17 protein-coding genes are annotated in these 15002 nt (G+C 69.7%); 4 read left to right on the plus strand and 13 right to left on the minus strand.

Annotated elements, in window-relative coordinates; translation table 11 throughout:
• Positions 1-627: 627 nt before the first annotated feature.
• The 13 genes from JCR33_RS05000 to JCR33_RS05060 all read right to left on the minus strand — a co-directional run bounded on the left by JCR33_RS05000 (position 628) and on the right by JCR33_RS05060 (position 11418).
• Positions 628-1350: a sulfotransferase family 2 domain-containing protein gene (locus JCR33_RS05000; protein ID WP_211110071.1), complete on the minus strand. Its 723-nt coding sequence runs from the start codon at positions 1348-1350 to the stop codon at positions 628-630.
• A gap of 10 nt (positions 1351-1360) precedes the next feature.
• Positions 1361-1726, minus strand: coding sequence for a DUF423 domain-containing protein (locus tag JCR33_RS05005; RefSeq protein ID WP_198880929.1), 366 nt, complete (start codon positions 1724-1726; stop codon positions 1361-1363).
• 272 nt (positions 1727-1998) lie between these two features.
• Positions 1999-3324, minus strand: a complete 1326-nt coding sequence (locus JCR33_RS05010) for a S41 family peptidase (protein ID WP_198880930.1) — start codon at positions 3322-3324, stop codon at positions 1999-2001.
• Positions 3321-4577 carry a murein hydrolase activator EnvC family protein gene (locus tag JCR33_RS05015; RefSeq protein WP_198880931.1) on the minus strand — a complete coding sequence of 419 codons (1257 nt, stop codon included), beginning with the start codon at positions 4575-4577 and terminating at the stop codon, positions 3321-3323. Before JCR33_RS05015 ends, JCR33_RS05010 begins: the two co-directional genes overlap by 4 nt.
• Positions 4577-5086, minus strand: coding sequence for a 23S rRNA (pseudouridine(1915)-N(3))-methyltransferase RlmH (locus tag JCR33_RS05020; protein ID WP_198880932.1), 510 nt, complete (start codon positions 5084-5086; stop codon positions 4577-4579). Before JCR33_RS05020 ends, JCR33_RS05015 begins: the two co-directional genes overlap by 1 nt.
• A complete protein-coding gene (rsfS, locus tag JCR33_RS05025) occupies positions 5044-5445 on the minus strand; it encodes a ribosome silencing factor (RefSeq protein WP_211110072.1) in 402 nt (133 codons plus the stop codon). Before rsfS ends, JCR33_RS05020 begins: the two co-directional genes overlap by 43 nt.
• 106 nt (positions 5446-5551) lie before the next feature.
• Positions 5552-6199 (minus strand): nicotinate-nucleotide adenylyltransferase, encoded by a 648-nt coding sequence (locus tag JCR33_RS05030; protein WP_332461121.1) that lies wholly within the window; start codon positions 6197-6199, stop codon positions 5552-5554.
• A complete protein-coding gene (locus JCR33_RS05035) occupies positions 6196-7476 on the minus strand; it encodes a glutamate-5-semialdehyde dehydrogenase (RefSeq protein ID WP_198880933.1) in 1281 nt (426 codons plus the stop codon). Before JCR33_RS05035 ends, JCR33_RS05030 begins: the two co-directional genes overlap by 4 nt.
• Entirely contained in the window at positions 7473-8645 is a 1173-nt protein-coding gene (proB, locus tag JCR33_RS05040; protein ID WP_198880934.1) for a glutamate 5-kinase, read from the minus strand. The genes JCR33_RS05035 and proB overlap by 4 nt, the downstream gene beginning before the upstream one ends.
• On the minus strand, positions 8633-9676 hold the full coding sequence (gene obgE / locus JCR33_RS05045) for a GTPase ObgE (protein WP_198880935.1): 1044 nt from the start codon (positions 9674-9676) through the stop codon (positions 8633-8635). Before obgE ends, proB begins: the two co-directional genes overlap by 13 nt.
• A gap of 147 nt (positions 9677-9823) precedes the next feature.
• A complete protein-coding gene (gene rpmA / locus JCR33_RS05050) occupies positions 9824-10105 on the minus strand; it encodes a 50S ribosomal protein L27 (protein ID WP_198880936.1) in 282 nt (93 codons plus the stop codon).
• Positions 10106-10117: 12 nt separating this feature from the next.
• Complete coding sequence (gene rplU, locus JCR33_RS05055) at positions 10118-10456, minus strand: 50S ribosomal protein L21 (RefSeq protein ID WP_232372271.1); 339 nt, start codon at positions 10454-10456, stop codon at positions 10118-10120.
• Positions 10457-10620: 164 nt separating this feature from the next.
• Entirely contained in the window at positions 10621-11418 is a 798-nt protein-coding gene (locus tag JCR33_RS05060) for an aspartate dehydrogenase (protein ID WP_198880938.1), read from the minus strand.
• Between the two features lie 104 nt (positions 11419-11522).
• On the opposite strand from JCR33_RS05060, the gene JCR33_RS05065 reads away from it, so the two are divergent.
• From JCR33_RS05065 to JCR33_RS05080, 4 genes are all read left to right on the plus strand, one after another.
• Positions 11523-12293, plus strand: a complete 771-nt coding sequence (locus JCR33_RS05065; RefSeq protein ID WP_198880939.1) for an ABC transporter substrate-binding protein — start codon at positions 11523-11525, stop codon at positions 12291-12293.
• A 65-nt stretch (positions 12294-12358) separates the two neighbouring features.
• The gene (locus JCR33_RS05070) at positions 12359-13072 is read left to right on the plus strand and encodes an ABC transporter permease (RefSeq protein WP_198880940.1); all 714 of its coding nucleotides are present in this window, start codon (positions 12359-12361) and stop codon (positions 13070-13072) included.
• Positions 13069-13818, plus strand: coding sequence for an ABC transporter permease (locus tag JCR33_RS05075; RefSeq protein ID WP_198880941.1), 750 nt, complete (start codon positions 13069-13071; stop codon positions 13816-13818). The genes JCR33_RS05070 and JCR33_RS05075 overlap by 4 nt, the downstream gene beginning before the upstream one ends.
• Entirely contained in the window at positions 13815-14963 is a 1149-nt protein-coding gene (locus JCR33_RS05080) for a trans-sulfuration enzyme family protein (RefSeq protein WP_198880942.1), read from the plus strand. The genes JCR33_RS05075 and JCR33_RS05080 overlap by 4 nt, the downstream gene beginning before the upstream one ends.
• The last annotated feature ends 39 nt before the right edge of the window (positions 14964-15002 follow it).

Consider the following 15002-nt stretch of genomic DNA (forward strand, 5'->3'; position numbering starts at 1 on the left):
TCGATGCCGTAACGACAGGCATCCGTGCATTTCTGCGAGGCAGCAGAGGCCATCGAATTGCGAGTGAACGCTGGGCCGTCTCGCCAATCTCTTCTGAAATCAGAGCGTTCCGATGACGGTGCGAGGCCGCTCCGCCACCGTGCTCCGAATTCCCACCGCCCGCTTCATGGGCAGCTCATCCACACCTCGGGCCAATTCGCGGTTCAAAGTCTCTGGACGACCGCGGCGAGCGATGCTATGGCCCCTCGCGTTGCCGCAGTAGCTCAGTGGTAGAGCGCACCCTTGGTAACACATTGCCTCCCCCGAGGGAAACCTTGGGGTGCAAACCGCTCAAATTCGGGGAAAGCTACGACCTGTCGTTGCCGATCCCGAGCCAAGCCCGCCGCGGCGGGACGGTGTAGAGACTAGACGGGCGGCACCCTCCTCCGCGACGCGGAAAGGGTGAAGGGATAGTCCAGACCACAAACGCACCATCGGGGTGTGGCGGCGAAAGTCGTAGTGGTATGAAGGGTGAGGTCGGGAGTTCAATCCTCCCCTGCGGCACCATCGGCCCGCCTCCGGGCCGGACGACCATCGATCCCCACACTCCATCCGGACCGGCGTCGAGCCGACGTGGTGCGAGCGCGCTCAGCGCGCGGCGGCAGGCCCCTCCACCTGCGGAAAGAAGCGCGCGAGATCGTCGCGATAGCGCTCGCGCGCGAGGGCGATCAGCTCGTCGGTCCACTGGACGCGCGCGAGGCTGTCCGGCCGCGGCGCTCCTTCCGGCCCCGGCACCGGGCCGATGTCGAACCCTCTGGCCTCGATCAGATGGCGGCGCAGCGCCGGCCACTCGTCGGCGAGCCGGTCGAGGCGGACGACGAAGAGGCTCTTCGGCTCTCCGCCGCGGAAGAGGATCGAGGTCTGCGCGCGGAAGTGCTTGTTCGCGCGCCGGTCGGGCGTCTCCGCCACGCGGCGAACGAAGGCGTCGAACGCCATCCCCCGCGCAAAGCCCGGCCCGAAGTCCACCTTGCCCGTCTCCTCCAGCATCTTGCTGCGATAGCAGGAGGCGAGGCGGTCGAACGGATTGCGCACCACGGTGAACACCGCGGCGTCGGGATAGCGCCGACGCAACTCGCCGCCGGTCAGGAGCGCCACCTCCCGCCGTCGAGGGTCGGCCCAATATTGATCCTGATTGACGCTCCAGCGACCGGCCTGGTCGAGCCCCGCACGCGCCGCGAGCCGGGCGCGCATCTGCGAGTTCGCCGCCTTGGGAATGCGCCCGTAGGCGATCCCCTCCGCCTTCAGGAACACATAGACGGCATCGGGGTCGGTCGTCGCCCCTCCGAGACGGAGGGGCCATCGCAACGCCATGCCGTCGTGGTCAGACCCGCCGGGCCGCCGCCACGGACAGAAGCAGCCAGCCGATGATCAAGAGGCCGCCGCCGACGGGAGTGACGTAGGCGACCTCATGGGGCGCACCGAGGCTGAGCGCATAGAGCGAGCCGGAAAACAGCACGATGCCGATGGCGAAGGCCCACGAGGCGGCGCCGAGCATCGCCGGCAGGACGTGGCCCTTGAGAGCCCCCATGCCCACCATCGTGGCGGCGTGGAAGAGCTGGTACATCACCGCCGTCTGGATGAGCTCCGGGTTTGCCGCGCCGGGGCGACCCTCCAGAAGGTGCGCACCGATGGCACCCACCGCCACCGCGACGGCGCCATTGAGTGCGCCCACCAAAACAACCCGCATGCGAAACCTCGTTCTTATTTCTGTCGAGCCGCGTTCTCACCGGTATCGTCCGGTGTGTCGTCACGCCGGCCGTCCCGCCCTTCCGGCCTAGCAAGATCCGTGCGCGATGTCCGCCCCCATCGCCTTCTTGTTGCGCGGAGATTGACGTCCGCCCACAGATGTTGCCCGGATTCCGCCGCGAAAGCGCCATGTCGGCCAAGAAAAAGGCGGGCCCGAAAGCCCGCCTCGATCATTCTGTCGGCCGCCATCCGCGACGTCGGCGTCGTGTCGGATCAGTTCGGAACGCCGGCGTTGGGGTCCGGCGGGAACACCTTGTTGACCTTGATGCCCCGCAGCAGCTCGAGCGCATACTGAAGCTGCTGATCGTCGCCCTGATCGCGCGGGACGTAGGCGAAGGAGCCGGAGCGCTCCTCGTCCGCGCCGTCCTCGGACACGAGGTGCCCGCGCAGCGAGGCCTCGCCACGCGCTTCCACCTTGCCCTGGAGCTCCTCGGGCAGCGGCTGGATCACTTCGAGGTCCGGATCGATGCCGCGCGCCTGGATGGAGCGGCCCGACGGCGTGTAGTAGCGCGCCGTGGTGAGGCGGATCGCCCCGTTGGAGCCGAGCGGAATGATCGTCTGCACCGAGCCCTTGCCGAAGGACTGGCTGCCGATGATCGTCGCGCGGCGATGGTCCTGCAGCGCGCCGGCCACGATCTCCGAGGCGGAGGCCGAGCCGCCGTTGATCAGCACGATCACCGGCTTGCCATCGGTGAGGTCGCCGGGGCGGGCGGCGTAGCGCTGCGTCTCGTTGTCCTCGCGGCCGCGGGTGGAGACGATCTCGCCACGGTCGAGGAAGGCGTCGGATACCGAAATCGCCTGGTCGAGCAGGCCGCCCGGGTTGTTGCGCAGGTCGATCACGTAGCCCTTGATGGCGTCGCCGCTCATCTCGGAGAGCGCCTTGCGCAGCCCTTCGAAGGTCCGCTCGTTGAACTGGGAGATGCGGATGTAGCCGACATCGTCGCCCTCCTTCTCCCACTTCACCGACTGGATCCGCACGATGTCGCGGGTGATGGTGATGTCGATCGGATCCTCGACCCCCTCGCGCCGCACCGTGATGACGATGTCGGTGTTCACCGGACCGCGCATCTTCTCCACCGCCTCGGCGAGGGTGAGGCCGGCGACCTCCTCGCCGTCGAGACGGGTGATGAGATCGCCCGCGAGCACGCCCGCGTCGAAAGCCGGCGTGTCGTCGATCGGGGTCACCACCTTGATGAAGTCACCCTCCATGGTGACCTCGATGCCGAGACCGCCGAACTCGCCGCGGGTCTGCACCTGCATGTCGCGGAAATCGTCCGGCGGCATGTAGCTGGAGTGCGGGTCGAGCGAGGCGAGCATGCCGTTGATGGCGCTCGCGATGAGCGCCTTCTCGTCCGGCTCCTCGACATAGTCGCCGCGCACGCGCTCGAACACGTCCCCAAAGAGATTGAGCTGTCGATAGGTGTCCGACGAGGCGGCATTCGCCTGCATCGGCAACAGGGCGTAAGGGTCCGCGACGGCGATCATCGTCGCCGCACCGAACGCCGCGCCGGTCAACACCAAACCAATCCGACGAATCATCCACCTGTCCTTCCGACATCGTTGGCGGCGTCCCGCCACCAGCCATGACTATCGATCGCCGCGCCGTCCTTGCGCAACTCAACATATAGTGCGGGTCTTGCGCCAAGGAGGGCCGACCCGTTCACGCCCGCGGCCGCAACGGCGGAACGACGGCTCGACCGCCCCATCCGCCCGACCGGTATTCCCGTCGACACCTCGTCCCCCGGCGCGACGGACGCTTCGTCGAGGCCGGCAAGGACCATATGGTAGCCGTCGCCCGCGTCGAGGATCAATACGTGACCATAACCCCGAAATGGCGCGGAAAAGAGCACCGTCGCCGTCATGGGGGAAAACACTGTGGATTGCGGCAGCGCCGCAATGGTGATCCCCTCCGACAGGTTGCCGGTCTCGGTGAGATCGCCGTAGCGCGACACGACGCGGCCTGCAACCGGCACGACGAGCGAACCGCGCCGCGCGGCAAAGCCGAGATCGCCGGGCGAGGCCGGCGCCGCCCCCGAGCGGGAGAGCCGGTCGAGCAGCGCCGACACGCTCCCCTCCTCCTCCGCGAGTCGGGCGAGATCGGCGGCCGCCCGGTCTCTTTCATAGAGCGACAGGGCGCGACGCCGCTCGAGCTCCTCGCCGAGCTCCTCGAGGCGGCGGCGCTCCCCGTCGACGGTCTCGAGATCGGCCTTGAGACGCGTCCATCGGTCGCGCTCGGCGGCCGCGAGGCGGGCAGCCTCGGTCAGCGTGCGGGCAAGCGCGGCGGCCTTGTCGTCGAGCGTCGGCACCACCGCGTTGAGGAGGATCGCCCCGCGCACCGTGTCGGTCGGCCGACCCGTCTCGCCGAAGAGGGCCGGCGGCGGCCGGCGGCCGATCCGCTGCAGCGCCATCAGCACCGTGGCGAGCTCGGTGCGCTTCTCGGCTAGCTGGTGGCGGATCCGCGCCTGACCGTCGGTCAGCGCCTCGAGCTCCTCCTCCTCCTCGGAAATCGACTGCTCCAGCGCGGCCACCCGCTCGGCGATGTCCTCGCGCTGCTGGCGCAACTTGGCCTCGTCGCCGGCAAGATCCACCAGTGCCTCACCGAGCTCGGAGGCGCGCGACTGGGTCGCCGAGGTCTCCTCTCGCAGCCGCTCCAGGCGGGTCAGGAGCTGCTCGCGCTCGCGCGCGACGGCGGCGGCGGTGTCCTCGGTCGCCGCGTCCTGCGCCCGCACGCTCCCGCCCGCTGCGAAGGCGGCGAAGATCGTCACGGCGAGGAGGAGAGAGCGAAGCGCCATCATTCCCGATGATAAGGGTGGCCGAGGCGGATGGTGACCGCCCGATAGATCTGCTCGAGCAGGATCGCCCGAGCGAGGAGATGAGGCAAGGTGATGCGCCCGAGCGAGAACGTCGCCCGCGCCGCCTCCTTCACCGCCCCGTCGTGCCCGTCCGCCCCGCCGATGGCGAAGACGAGATTGGGCTCGCCCCGATCGAGCCAGCCCTGGAGACGGTCGGCGAAGGCGCGGCTCGTCCACTCCTCGCCCGTCTCGTCGAGGGCGACGAGCACTCCCGGCGGGCGCGCCGCGAGGAGCGCGCGGCCTTCCAGAGCGGCGCGCGTCGGCCCCTGGGCGTCGGCGCACTCGCGCACCGACACCGCGGCGATGCCGAGCTGTCGGCCGGCCTTAACCGCGCGCTCGGCATAGCGGGCGCACAGCTCCCTTTCCGGCCCCTTCGTCGCCTTGCCGACGGCAAGGACGAGGATGTTCAGACGACGAGCTCCACGTTCGCGGAACTCTCCATCTGCCACATCTTCTCGAGGTTGTAGAAGGTGCGGACCTCGGGCCGGAACACGTGGATCACCACGTCTCCGGCGTCGATCAGCACCCAGTCGCAAGCGTTCAGGCCTTCCACCCGGACGCCCTTCGCGCCACCATTCTTCAAATCGCGAAGAAGATGATCCGCGATGGCACCCACGTGGCGATGAGAGCGGCCTGAAGCCACCACCATGTGGTCGGCGATCGGCGTCTTGCCGGTCACATCAATGGCGACGATGTCCTCGGCCTTGGAATCCTCCAGGCTGTCGAGAACGACGGCGAGGGGTACGGCGGTGTCGCCGGTCATCTCGCTATGGGATGCGTGCGACATCCCATCGAACGTCAATGCCATGTGTGCGCGGTTTCCTTTCCCCAAGAGCGCATCGGCGGCGCCTCGAATCGAGGCCGCCTGCCAAAAAGATAGGTTTGTGTCCATGTCTGTTTCAAGACGTCGTCGCTCAGCGTGCTTCACGACGGCGCAAAAGTGTGGATGACGTCGGGTCGAGAGGGGCGTGGAGAAACACCCACGCCGGGGCGGTCGCGTCGGCGATGGCGGCGGCCTGCTCCTCCGGCCGACGGACGGAGGCATAGGCCCGCGCCGCCGGCGAATTCATCGCCGCGAGCGAGGAGCCGGGGCGATCGACCACCGCCACCGGCACCTGGCGCATGATATCGCGCCACTTCTGCCAGCGGTGGATGGTGGCGAGGTTGTCGGCCCCCATCAGCCAGACGAACTTCACCGTCGGGCAGCGCCGCTTCAGGAAGCGGATGGCGTCGGCGGTGTAGCGCGTGCCGATCGCCGCCTCGAACGCCGTCACCACCATGCGGGGATGGTCGGCGAACGTCTCGGTGAGGGCGATGCGCCGATCGAGCGGCGCGAGGTCCGAGTTGGACTTCAGCGGGTTGCCCGGCGTCACCATCCACCACACCTGGGACACGCCGAGGCGGGCGAGCCCTTCCAACGCCACGTGGCGATGGCCGCGGTGAGGCGGATTGAACGAACCGCCGAAGAGGGCGATCCGCTGGCCGATGCCGGCGCTCGGCACCTTGAGATATTGATGCTTGAGGGCCGTCGCGGAAAACTCGCCGGGGTGCGGCGCATTCACGGTCTCGTCTGGCCCTTTCCGTGCACGCGGTACTTGAAGGTGGTGAGCTGCTCCACGCCCACCGGCCCGCGCGCGTGCATGCGGCCGGTCGCGATGCCGATCTCGGCACCCATGCCGAACTCGCCGCCGTCAGCGAACTGGGTGGAAGCATTGTGCATCACGATGGCCGAGTCCACCTCCGTGAGGAAGCGGGTGGCCGCGGCCTCGTCCGCGGTGATGATCGATTCGGTATGTCCGGACGAGTAGCGAGCGATATGGGCGAGCGCTCCGTCGAGCCCGTCGACCACCGCCACCGACAGGATCGGCGCGAGATATTCGGTGGCGAAGTCCTTCGCCGTCGCCTCCTCCATCGGTGCCAGCGCGCGGGCGCGGGCATCGCCGCGCAGCGTGCAGCCGGCCGCCGCCAGCGCCTCGGCGATCGCCGGCAGGTGGCTCCGGGCGACCGCGGCGTCGACGAGCAGCGTCTCGGCAGCGCCGCAGATGCCGGGGCGGCGCATCTTGGCGTTGAGCGTCACGGCGACGGCCATGTCGCGATCGGCTTCGGCATGTACGAACACATGGCAGAGCCCTTCGAGGTGGGCGAACACCGGCACCTTGGCCTCCGCCTCCACCCGCTCCACCAGCGTGCGGCCGCCGCGCGGCACGATGACGTCGATGCCGCCGTCGGCGCCGGCGAGCATCGCCCCCACGGCAGCCCGGTCCTTCACGGGGACGAGCTGGACGAGATCCTGCGGCATCCCGGCGTCGGCGAGGCCCGCCCGCAAGGCGTCGACGATGGCGGTCGCAGTGCCGAGCGTCTCCGATCCGGAGCGCAGGATCACGGCGTTGCCCGACATCAGGCACAGCGAGGAGGCGTCCGCCGTCACGTTGGGGCGGCTCTCGTAGATCACCCCGATGACGCCGAGCGGGGTCGCGACGCGCTCGATGAAGAGGCCGTTGGGCCGATCCCAGGCGGCAAGGATGCGGCCGACCGGATCCGCCAGCGCGGCGACGGTCTCGATGGCGCCGGCCATCGCGTCGAGGCGGCCGGCGTCGAGCGTGGCACGGTCGCGCATCGCGTCACCGGAGGTCATCGCGGCGAGGTCGGTGGCGTTGGCGGCGAGGATCCGCTCGGTCTCGCTGCGCACCCGCGCGGCCATCGCGGCGAGGGCGGCGCGCTTCTCCTCGGTGCTCGCAAGGGCGAGGTGCCCCTGGGCCGCTCGCGCCTTGCGGCCGAGCCGGGCGACGATCGCCTCGATTTCGTTATCCTCGCGGTCGAGGGGTCGAACAGCGCTCACAAACCCTCCGGTGGCGCCGTGAACAGCGCCATGTCGTCTCGGTGGACCATGGTGGCGCGCGCCCGCGCGCCGATCAGTTGACGAAGTGTTTTCGTTTTCTGCCCAGCAATCAAGCGGGCATCGTCCGCATCATAGGCAACGAGGCCGCGACCCACCTCGCGACCAGCCGTATCGACGAGGCGCACGGCATCGCCGCGGGCGAACTGACCCTCCACCGCGGCGACCCCCGCCGGCAGCAGACTGCGGCCGCGCTTGACCGCCGCGACGGCACCGTCGTCCAGCGTGAGAGCCCCCATCGGCAGCAGCGATCCGGCGATCCACACCTTGCGCGCCGTCACCGGATCGGAGCGGGGATGGAACCAGGTGGCGCGCGCCCCCTCTTCGATGGCGCGCAGCGGATGGTCCACATGACCGGAGGCGATCGCCATGCGCGTGCCCGCTTCCGTGGCAATACGGGCGGCGTCGATCTTGGTCTTCATGCCGCCGCGCGAAAGAGCGGACCCGGCGTCGCCCGCCATCGCGGCGATCTCGTCGGTGATGTGGCTCACCTCGGGGATCAGCTCGGCGTCGGGATTATCCTTCGGAGGGGCCGTATAGAGGCCGTCGATGTCGGAGAGGAGCACCAGGCAGTCGGCCGAGATCATGGTGGCGACGCGGGCGGCGAGACGGTCGTTGTCGCCGTAGCGGATCTCGCTGGTGGCGATGGTGTCGTTCTCGTTGATCACCGGCACCACGCGGGCGCGCAGAAGCTCGCCGATGGTGGAGCGGGCGTTGAGATAGGCGCGGCGCTCCTCCGTGTCGCGCAGCGTCAGGAGCACCTGGGCGGCGCGCATCCCCTCCCCGGCGAGCGCGCTCGTCCACTCCGCGGCAAGCGCGATCTGGCCCACGGCCGCGGCGGCCTGGCTCTCCTCGAGCCGCAGCGCTCGGGCGCCGTAGCCGATCGGCGTGCGGCCGAGCGCGATGGCGCCGGAGGAGACCACCACCACCTCGGCATGGGCGTGGAGGCGGGCAAGGTCGGCCGCCAGCGTCTTCAGCCACGCCCGGCGCACCGCTCCGTCGGCACCCACGAGAAGGGCGGAGCCGAGCTTCACCACCACGCGCCGCGCCGTTTTGAGATGCGCCCCGGTTACCACGACGGCCGCGGTCTCGGGTGCGCTCAGGGTCGCCATGGCGCGGCCTCCTCGGGCGCGTCGTCGGCTGCCTCCTCGAGCCGCACCTCACGCACCACCCCGAGGAGCGCACGCAGCGCGTCGGCGACGCCCGCCCCCGTCGCCGCCGAAAGCGCGAGCACGGGTCGGCCGATCGCCTCGGAGAGCGCCGTGGCGCGCGCCTCGACGTCGTCGACGGTCATCGCGTCGCGCTTCGAGAGGGCGACGACGCGCGGCTTCTCCGCAAGCCCCTCGCCGTAGGCTTCGAGCTCGGCGTCGACGGTCAGGAAGTCGGCCACCATGTCCTCGCCCGTGCAGTCGACGAGGTGGAGGAGCACCGGACAGCGCTCGATGTGGCCGAGGAAGCGGTCGCCGATGCCGACGCCCTCGCTCGCCCCCTCGATGAGGCCGGGAATATCGGCGATCACCAGGCGGCGCGTGTCGATCTCGGCGATACCGAGATTGGGGTGGAGCGTCGTGAAGGGATAGTCGGCGATCTTCGGCTTGGCGGCGGATACGGCGGCGAGGAAGGTGCTCTTGCCGGCGTTGGGCAGACCGACGAGGCCGACGTCGGCAATCAGCTTCAGGCGCAGCCAGATGCCGATCTCCTCGCCCGCCTGGCCGGGGTTGGCGTGGCGCGGCGCGCGGTTGATCGAGGACTTGAAACGCTGATTGCCGAAGCCGCCGTTGCCGCCCTTGAGAAGGCGCACCCGCTGGCCCGCCTCGGTGAGGTCGGCGATCACGTGCGCCTTCTCCTCGTCGAGCACGACGGTGCCGACGGGAACCCTCAGCACCGCGTCGGCGCCGTCGGCACCGGTGCGGTTGCGCCCGGACCCGCCTTCGCCGGCGCCGGCGCGAAAATGCTGCTGATAGCGGAAATCGATGAGGGTGTTCAGCCCGTCGACCGCCTCGACCCACACGTCGCCGCCGCGGCCGCCGTCGCCGCCGTCCGGACCGCCGTGCTCGATGAACTTCTCGCGGCGGAACGAGACGGCGCCGTTGCCCCCGTTGCCGGAGCGGACATAGACCTTGGCTTGGTCGAGGAATTTCATAGGACTAGCCGGCGGACCGTGCCGCGGCCGCCGCGCGGGGAAGCGAAATCACGAGGCGGATACGACTGCGCTGCCGTCCGCCCCATGGTGTTCTCCATCGCCGCGCGCCGGCCACACCGGCACGCGGGGTGACAGACGAGGGTGAGCCTACTCCGCCGCCATCGGCGCGTCTGCCACCGGGGTGGCGGCGACGTTGACGTAGGTGCGGCCGAGCTTCTTCTTGAAGGCGACCTTGCCCGGAACGAGCGCGAACAGCGTGTGGTCCTTGCCCATGCCGACATTCTCGCCCGGATGCCAGCGCGTGCCGCGCTGCCGCACGATGATGTTGCCGGGCTCCACCGCCTCGCCGCCGAACTTCTTGAAGCCCAGACGACGGCCAGCCGTGTCGCGACCGTTGCGGGAGGAACCGCCTGCCTTTTTGTGAGCCATGAGTGTCCTCCGTTACGCGGTGGCGTTGATTTCGGTGATGCGCACGCGCGTCAGCGGCTGACGATGGCCGTTGCGGCGGCGCGAGTTCTGCCGGCGGCGCTTCTTGAAGATGATGATCTTCTTGCCGCGCACCTGGTCGACGATCTCGCCGAGCACGGTGGCGCCGGAGACGATCGGCGCCCCGACGGTGGCGGACTCGCCCTCGCCGACCATCAGCACCTCGCTGAACGACACCGCGTCGCCAGCGGCGCCGGCGACCGTCTCGACCGTCAACTCGTCACCGGGCGACACCTTGTACTGCTTGCCGCCCGTCTTGATTACCGCGAACATCGCGCCCCTCGTCAAAGCCATGATCCGCGCCATCCGATCATCGAGCCCCCCATGGGGCGTTTCAACGACAAACGCGCCGGACAGGCCGACGCGCTTCAGGCAGCGGTGCGTGAACGTGTCGGGAGGTACGGTTCCGCGCGAGCAGAGTCAAGCGTCACGGCGAAGATTCCGCCCCTTCTCGCGCCTCATACCACCCTGATCGCCGCCGTCCGATCCGTCAGCGCCCGCACCATGCTCATCGCGGCGAGGGCGGAGGAGCGCGGGTTGTCCGGAAGCGGGCGCGCGGCGAAGCACGCATCGAGCCGGCCGAAGGCGCCTTCCGCCTCGAGCCGATGGGTGTTGGCGGTCGCCGCGGGATCGGCGACGAGGCGCACGGCGGTCGCCTCGAAGCCGACGCCGGCGAGCGCGATGGTCGCCGCGACGTTGGCGTTCTTCGGGTAGCGGCGGGCGGCCTCGCGGGCGCTCCCCTCGAAGTGGACGGCGGGCCCGGCGAGGCGGTCGAGATCGAGGACGCTCTCGGCGGGGCTGCCGCGCCACCCCGCCGGCGGCTTCACCCCGGTATAGCGCACCATGTCGAGCCCGCCGACCGCCGCCGCCGCGAGCGCGTCCACCGCACCGATGGCGCCGGCGGCGATGCGCAGCCGGCCGCCGCCCGCCGCGGCCGCCTCGCGCAATCGCGCCTCGAGGAGGGGATCGGCGAGCGCCGCCGCCGAGAGGGTGACGACGACGTCGCCCCGCGCCAGGCAGCCGGCGCCGTGGGCGACGAGCCCCGCGCCGCCGGCGCAGTCGGCGACGACGTCCACCCCGTCCACCGCCTCGCGGCTTTCCACCACCGGGGCGACGTCGCCGAGGGCGAGGCTCGCCGCCTCCCCCGCCGTGCCCGGCCGCACCAGGAAGGCGGCGACGGACGTCTCGGCCCGCTCGCCGAGGCGGGCGGCGACGTAGCGGGCGATCGGCCCGCGCCCGATGATCAGAACCCGCACCGTTCCATCCTCTTCTGGCGCGGCCGGCCGCAACCGGCGCGCTCTTTGCATCGTTCCCGCATTAAGGGAAGATGCCCCTATAGAAGATGTGACGGAGAAGCCCAATGAAACGAACGTTCCTCGCGGCGATCTTGGTTGCCGCCGCAGCATTGCCGGCCGCGGCGCAGGACAAGATGCAGCTCCGCATCGGCACCGAAGGCGCCTATCCGCCGTTCAACTCCTTCGATTCGGACCGCAATCTCGTCGGCTTCGACATCGACATCGCCAAGGCGCTCTGCGAGGAAATGAACGCCGAATGCACCTTCGTCACCCAGGATTGGGACGGCATCATCCCGGCCCTCAGGGCCAACAAGTTCGACGCCATCATCGCCTCCATGTCGATCACCCCGGAGCGCGACGAAATCGTCGACTTCACCGACAAGTACTACAACACCCCGCCGGCCATCGCCGTGCCGAAGGACTCCGACCTGACGGAGGCGACGGCGGAGTCGCTCGCCGACATCATCCTCGGCGCCCAGTCCTCCACCACCCACGCCAACTACGCCGAAGCCCACTTCCCCGACACCGAGCTGCGCCGCTACGGCACCCCGGAAGAGTATAAGCTCGACCTCGCCTCCGGCCGCATCGACGCCGCCATCGACGACGTGGTGGTGCTGTCGGACTGGCTCGACAGCGAGGACGGCGACTGCTGCAAGATCCTGACGACGCTGCCCATCGACCCGGACATCAACGGCCCCGGCGTCGGCATCGCGGTGCGCGAGGGCGAGACGGAGCTCCTGGAGAAGTTCAACGCCGCCATCGCCGCCATCCGCGAGAACGGCACCTACAAGGCGATCAACGACAAATATTTCGATTTCGACGTCTACGGCGACTGAGCCGCGTTGTCGGGCGGAGGCACCGCCTCCGCCCCCCTTCCGCCCCATGACCCCAGAGCCTCGCCATGGACGATAGCCTTCTCTCGCTTCTCCGCTTCGGGCCGCAGGGTTGGGGCGACGAGCTTCTCGCCGGCGTGAGGATCACCCTCCTCCTCGCCCTCGCCACCGCGCCGATCGGTCTCGTGGGCGGCTTCCTCCTCGCCCTCGCGCGGCGGTCGCAAAGCGCCCGGCTGCGCGTGCCGGCCACCATCTTCACCACCGTCTTCAAGGGGTTGCCGGAGCTCATCACGCTCTTCATCGTCTACTACGGCCTCTCGATGTTGCTGTCGGCTCTCCTCAGCCTCGTGTCCGACGTCTATGTCGAGGTCTCCTCCTTCCTCGCCGGAATGATCGCGCTCGGGGCCGTCTCCGCCTCGTTCGCCTCGGAGGTGTTCCTGGGCGCCTTCGCCGGCATCCCGAAGGGGCAGATCGAGGGGGCCGAGGCGCTCGGCCTGTCGCGCTACGCCCGCATGCGCAAGGTGGTGCTGCCCCAGCTCCTGCGACTGGCGCTCCCCGGGCTCGGCAATCTGTGGCTGGTGCTGTTGAAGGACACGGCGCTCGTCTCCGTCATCGCCCTGCCCGACCTTCTGCGGCGCACCTTCGTCGCCGTCGGCGCCACCAAGGAGCCGTTCTTCTTCTTCTTCGTCGCGATCCTCATCTACTTTGCGATGTCGCTCGTTTCGAGCGTCATCCTCGGCTTCCTCGAGGCGCGCTACAGCCGAGGATACGCCGGACGATGAGCGAGTTCCTGCCCCCCATCCTCGCCCGCTACGGCGATGATCTCCTCGACGGCTTCTGGATCACGCTGCAGCTCGTCGGCCTGTCGATCGGCTTCGGCATCGTGCTCGCGAGCCTCTCGACGCGGGCCCGCCTGTCGAAGCGGTGGTGGCTGCGCTGGCTCTCGGCGATCTACATCAACCTCTTCCGCGGCACGCCGCTGATCGCCCAGCTCTTCCTCATCTACTACGGCCTCGGCCAGTTCTCCGGCCTGTGGCGCACGCTGAACCTGTGGTGGTTCCTGCGCGACCCGTTCAACTGCGCGGTCCTCGCCTTCACCCTCAACACCGCCGCCTACCAGGCCGAGATCTTCCGCGGCGCGGTAGAGGCGGTGCCGCGAGGCCAATGGGAAGGCGCCTCCGCCCTCGGCCTGCCGCGCCATATCGGCTTTCTGAAGGTCATCGTTCCGCAGGCCGCCATCTATGCGCTGCGCCCGTTCGGCAACGAGATCATCCTGATGGTGAAGGGCTCGGCGGTCGCCTCGGTGGTGACCGTCTACGACCTCCTCGGCGAGACGCGGCTTGCGTTTTCCGACACTTTCCGGTTCGACGTCTACTTCTACGCCGCGGCCCTCTACCTCGTCCTGGTGGAGACGCTGCGGCGGGTGTGGAACCTGTTGGAGGCGCGTTTGACCCGTCACCTCGACCCTGCCAGCAAGCAGCGGATGCGGCGACGCAAGGAATCCGTGCTCGAGCCGGTCGCTTCATGAGCTTCGGCAACGTGTTTCGGCGGGAGACCGTCGCGGCCCACGCCGCCGGCGCCTACGATCATGCGACGGGCGGCCTCGTCTCCGCCTGGCAGCCGTCCACCACCTTCCTGCGCGATGCCGACTACCGCCTCCCCGCCTCCGGCGACCTCTATCGGCGCGACCACAACCCGACGACGCGGGAGGCGGAAGCCGTCATCGGCGCTCTCGAAGGGGGCCGCGCCGCGCTGTTCGGCTCCGGCCAGTCCGCGATCTCGGCGCTGATGCGCGCCTACGGCACCGGCCCCGTCGCGGTGCAGACCGGCGGCTACTACGGCACCCAGACCCTCGCCGCCCGCCACGCCGCCAACGGGCTGCGCGTCGCGACGTTCGCCGGCGATCGCTTCGACAGCCTCCTGTCGATGCTGGAGCGCGAGCGGCCCGCCCTCGTCATCGTCGAGACCCCGTCGAACCCCTTTCTCGACGTGGTGGACATTGCCCGCGCGGCCGAGGCGGTGCATGCCGCCGGCGGAGTGCTCGCCGTCGACTCCACCGCCGCGACGCCGATCCTCACCCGCCCGCTGGAGCACGGCGCCGACATCGTGATCCACTCCGCCACCAAGGCGCTCAACGGCCACTCCGACGTGCTCGCCGGCGCGCTGGTGGTGGGGACAGAGCGGGTCGAGGGCTTCGAGACGGCGCTCGCGACGCGGGCCGCCGAAGGCTGCGTCCTCAGCCCCTTCGACGCCTGGCTGCTCACCCGCGGCATGCGCACCCTCCACCTTCGTGTCGCGGCGATGAGCCGGTCGGCGCTCGCGATCGCCACCTTCCTCGCCGCCCACCCCAAGGTGGAGCGGGTCCGCTATCCGGGTCTTGCCGACCATCCCGCCCACGCTGCGGCGGCACGCCAGATGACGGGCGGCTTCGGCGGCCTCGTCTCGTTCGACGTCGCCGGTGGTGCCGCGGCGGCGCTCGCCGTCGCCGGCCGCCTCGCGCTGATCCGACGGGCGACCTCGCTCGGCGGCGTCGAGAGCGTCGTCGAGCATCGCCACTCGATCGAGCCCGCCTCGACGGGCATGCCCGAAGGGCTGCTCCGCCTCTCGGTCGGCATCGAGGCGACGGAGGATCTCATCACCGATCTCGACCAGTCTCTCGCCGCCCTCCCCTGACAGGACGGGCAAAGCGCCTTACCACCTTACCGAAAGAAC

It is taken from the genome of Acuticoccus mangrovi, assembly GCF_016411865.1.
Classification (GTDB): Bacteria; Pseudomonadota; Alphaproteobacteria; order Rhizobiales; family Amorphaceae; genus Acuticoccus; species Acuticoccus mangrovi.

Excerpts from the sequence above, each read along its gene's own strand:
- JCR33_RS05000 (WP_211110071.1), bottom strand. The coding sequence starts at position 1,350 with ATGGCGTTGCGATGGCCCCTCCGTCTCGGAGGGGCGACGACCGACCCC.
- JCR33_RS05005 (WP_198880929.1), bottom strand. The coding sequence starts at position 1,726 with ATGCGGGTTGTTTTGGTGGGCGCACTCAATGGCGCCGTCGCGGTGGCG.
- JCR33_RS05010 (WP_198880930.1), bottom strand. The coding sequence starts at position 3,324 with ATGATTCGTCGGATTGGTTTGGTGTTGACCGGCGCGGCGTTCGGTGCG.
- JCR33_RS05015 (WP_198880931.1), bottom strand. The coding sequence starts at position 4,577 with ATGGCGCTTCGCTCTCTCCTCCTCGCCGTGACGATCTTCGCCGCCTTC.
- rsfS (WP_211110072.1), bottom strand. The coding sequence starts at position 5,445 with ATGGCATTGACGTTCGATGGGATGTCGCACGCATCCCATAGCGAGATG.
- proB (WP_198880934.1), bottom strand. The coding sequence starts at position 8,645 with ATGGCGACCCTGAGCGCACCCGAGACCGCGGCCGTCGTGGTAACCGGG.
- obgE (WP_198880935.1), bottom strand. The coding sequence starts at position 9,676 with ATGAAATTCCTCGACCAAGCCAAGGTCTATGTCCGCTCCGGCAACGGG.
- rpmA (WP_198880936.1), bottom strand. The coding sequence starts at position 10,105 with ATGGCTCACAAAAAGGCAGGCGGTTCCTCCCGCAACGGTCGCGACACG.
- rplU (WP_232372271.1), bottom strand. The coding sequence starts at position 10,456 with ATGGCTTTGACGAGGGGCGCGATGTTCGCGGTAATCAAGACGGGCGGC.
- JCR33_RS05065 (WP_198880939.1), top strand. The coding sequence starts at position 11,523 with ATGAAACGAACGTTCCTCGCGGCGATCTTGGTTGCCGCCGCAGCATTG.
- JCR33_RS05070 (WP_198880940.1), top strand. The coding sequence starts at position 12,359 with ATGGACGATAGCCTTCTCTCGCTTCTCCGCTTCGGGCCGCAGGGTTGG.
- JCR33_RS05075 (WP_198880941.1), top strand. The coding sequence starts at position 13,069 with ATGAGCGAGTTCCTGCCCCCCATCCTCGCCCGCTACGGCGATGATCTC.
- JCR33_RS05080 (WP_198880942.1), top strand. The coding sequence starts at position 13,815 with ATGAGCTTCGGCAACGTGTTTCGGCGGGAGACCGTCGCGGCCCACGCC.